Source organism: Marinobacter sp. G11 (genome assembly GCF_021282325.1).
In the GTDB taxonomy this organism is placed as follows: domain Bacteria; phylum Pseudomonadota; class Gammaproteobacteria; order Pseudomonadales; family Oleiphilaceae; genus Marinobacter; species Marinobacter vinifirmus.
Map to the genome: position 1 here is coordinate 1 of NZ_JAJSPB010000079.1, position 2,345 is coordinate 2,345.

A 2,345-nucleotide genomic window follows, 5' to 3' on the forward strand; every position below is an offset into this window, starting at 1 on the left:
GTTTTGATGGGGAAATCAGGCAGCCTGCCAAGGTGGCAGCTTTGCCGTGGAATCAGTGGCAGCTTTCGCGTGGAATGGGTGGCAGGCTTCGTCTGGAATCAGTGGCAACCTTGGTCTGGAATACGCATGTTCATCAACTTACCGGTTAATATGACGGTAGATATGAGCCAACTGACTGGTGATGGCGTAGACCGCTTTCGCACACACCAGGTGGATTTGGGCAACAATCTTTTCTGACAACTCACATAAGTGGCAAGGATGCCAACATTACTTCTCCTGAATGGATTCAAATTCTTCTTCTACGCCAATGATCATCCTCCTGCCCACGTGCATGTGCTTAAAGGCGAGCGATGGGCTAAGATTGAAGTGGTTTCTTTGGCCGTCAAATACAGCACGCTGAAGAATCAGGAATTGAAAGAGTGTCTTTCGATTGTAGAGAGCTATCAGTCTGAGTTTCTGGAGAAATGGAATGCCTGGTTTCAAAGGTAAATCCGTTCACATCGATGATCGCCACCTGCACGTTGAACTTGAGGACGGGCGGGTAATTTCCACGCCTGTGCATTGGTATCCGGAGTTAGAAAAGGCGTCTATCTCAGAAATTCGCCAGTACCGGTTTATTTGCGACGGCACGGGCATTGAGTGGCAAGCGCTGGATTACCATTTGAGTATTGAGGCAATGTTGTCTGGCAATGCCCGGCAAACTGCTGCGTGATTTTGCTACACTCCTGCCTCATCTGATTCATTGATTCGCAGGAGTCTTCCTTTGATCCGATCTTTCTACTGGCACGACTACGAAACCTTCGGCGTAGACCCGGTGCACGACCGCCCCTCCCAGTTTGCCGGTGTGCGCACGGATGCGGATCTGAACATCATCGAAGACCCGCTGGTGATCTACTGCAAACCCGCGGATGACTACCTGCCTTCTCCCCAAGCCTGCCTGATTACCGGCATCACCCCGCAAAAGGCGCTGCAAGACGGCTATCCGGAAGCGGAGTTCATTGCCCAGATCAACGAGGCGTTCAGCCAGCCCGGCACCTGTGCGGTTGGCTACAACAGCCTGCGCTTTGATGATGAAGTTACCCGCCACACCCTGTACCGCAACCTGCGCGATCCATACGGACGGGAATGGCAGAACGGCAATTCCCGCTGGGACATTATCGATATGGTGCGGCTGACTTACGCCCTGCGCCCGGATGGCATCAACTGGCCAAAGAAAGAAGACGGCAGCCCCAGCTTCCGGTTGGAAGAGCTTACCGTGGCCAACGGCATTGCCCACGATGCGGCCCACGATGCGATGTCTGATGTGTTGGCGACGATTGCCGTGGCCAAGCTGATCAAGGAAAAACAGTCCAAGCTGTTCGACTTTGTGCTGAAGCATAAAGACAAGCATTCCGCCCGCCAGATGCTGGATACCGCAACGCTGAAGCCGGTGTTTCACATTTCTGCCAAGTACCCGGCCACTCGCGGTTGCTGCGCGCTGGTGGCTCCGCTGGCGGAACATCCCACCAACAAAAACCAGGTGATTGTCTACGACTTGCGGGAAGACCCGGCCGAGCTGATCAACGCCAGCCCGGAGCAGATCCGTGAGCGGGTGTTTACGTCCCAGGCAGAACTGGGGGAGGGCGTTAGCCGGTTCCCGCTCAAGGGTGTGCAGGTCAATAAATGCCCGGTGCTGGCGCCGGCCAATATGCTGTCTACCTTATCCAAAGAACGGCTGGCGGAACTGGAGCTGGACGGCGATGTGCTGCGCGCCAACCTTGCTAAACTCCGCAACGCCCCGGACCTTTCCGCCCGCATTGCCCAGGCCTTCGACCACCAGTTTGACGGCAGCGACCTGACAGACCCGGACGAGCAGCTCTACGCCGGCGGCTTCATCAGCAACACCGACCGGGAAAAGCTGAACTGGCTGATCTCTGAACCGGTGGAGACATTGGGTGAACAGGAAGTCCGCTTTGAAGACGAACGGCTTCCGGAAATGCTGTTTCGCTACCGGGCCCGCAACTACCCGTCTACCCTGGATGGCGAGGAAATGGAACGCTGGGAGCAGTTCCGAAGCCAGCGGCTGATGAGCCCCAAAAAGGGCTGGCGCTCGCTGGAGGCCTATGGCCTTGAGCTGCAGAAACTGGCGGCAGATCCGGAGCTTTCCGAGCGGAATCGGCAGATTCTGGAAGATCTGCACCTTTATGGTGAGTCTATTATTCCGTATATGTAAGGCGTGTTTTGCCACGGAATCCATATATGGTCTCCTCCCCGCTTGCAAGGCCTCAGACGTTGTTGATGAGGGACAGGTTGCTGCCATATATCCGGCCTGTTAACGAGGCGGCGTTGCCGCCTCTGGCCTTGAT

3 protein-coding genes and 1 pseudogene are annotated in these 2,345 nt (G+C 55.6%); all 4 read left to right on the forward strand.

Features of this window, described 5'->3' with window-relative positions:
- Positions 1–237 (forward strand): annotated as a pseudogene (locus tag LWH94_RS19010) (hypothetical protein); the annotation flags it as partial.
- 21 nt (positions 238–258) lie between these two features.
- Entirely contained in the window at positions 259–489 is a 231-nt protein-coding gene (locus LWH94_RS19015) for a DUF4160 domain-containing protein (protein WP_094626096.1), read from the forward strand.
- Positions 470–712 carry a DUF2442 domain-containing protein gene (locus LWH94_RS19020; RefSeq protein WP_022987633.1) on the forward strand — a complete coding sequence of 81 codons (243 nt, stop codon included), beginning with the start codon at positions 470–472 and terminating at the stop codon, positions 710–712. Before LWH94_RS19015 ends, LWH94_RS19020 begins: the two co-directional genes overlap by 20 nt.
- A gap of 51 nt (positions 713–763) precedes the next feature.
- Positions 764–2,212, forward strand: a complete 1,449-nt coding sequence (gene sbcB / locus LWH94_RS19025; RefSeq protein ID WP_232903287.1) for an exodeoxyribonuclease I — start codon at positions 764–766, stop codon at positions 2,210–2,212.
- The last annotated feature ends 133 nt before the right edge of the window (positions 2,213–2,345 follow it).